The sequence below is a fragment of the Psychrobacter sp. 1U2 genome (assembly GCF_051847575.1).
The window spans coordinates 1-562 of record NZ_JBPYDC010001610.1; the positions used below are offsets into that span (position 1 = coordinate 1).

Annotated in this window: 1 protein-coding gene; it reads right to left on the reverse strand. The window is 45.9% G+C overall.

Annotation, left to right across the window (positions count from 1 at the left end; genetic code table 11):
• Nucleotides 1–64: 64 nt before the first annotated feature.
• Nucleotides 65–562, reverse strand: a 498-nt coding sequence (locus ACS8FD_RS23445) for a winged helix-turn-helix domain-containing protein (RefSeq protein WP_439277618.1), incomplete at its 5' end; no start/stop codon positions are given.

Genomic DNA, 562 nt, shown 5'->3' on the forward strand with positions numbered 1-562 from the left:
TCATACCCTTACGACTATCTACTGCGTTACTTTGTCATTCATATGTCGTTCTGTTTAAACTGGCTCATACTGGCTCAATGAGACTAGAGAACCGATAACCAGTACCTCGCACTGTTTGAATCAACGTATCGCAGTCGTGGGGCTTTAATAATTTACGCAAACGCCTGATATGCACATCAATTGTCCGATCTTCGATATAGACATTACCGCCCCATACCTGATCGAGCAGTTGTGCGCGCGTATAGGCACGCTCTGGATGACTCATAAAAAACGCCAATAGCCTATACTCTGTCGGTCCGATATCCACAACCTTATCATTGGCCGTGACGCGTTGGCTTTTAGGGTCTAGGCTCAGCTTACCTATCTCGATAGACTTATCAGCACTCAGCGCACTACTACGACGCAATACCGCTTTAATCCTTGAGATTAGCTCTCGTGTCGAAAAAGGCTTGGTCATATAATCATCAGCACCCGCATCAAGCCCATGAACTTTACTGTCCTCTTCACTTTTGGCCGTCAGCATAATGACTGGTATCTCAGCAAGCAGCTCATCGCTTTTAAG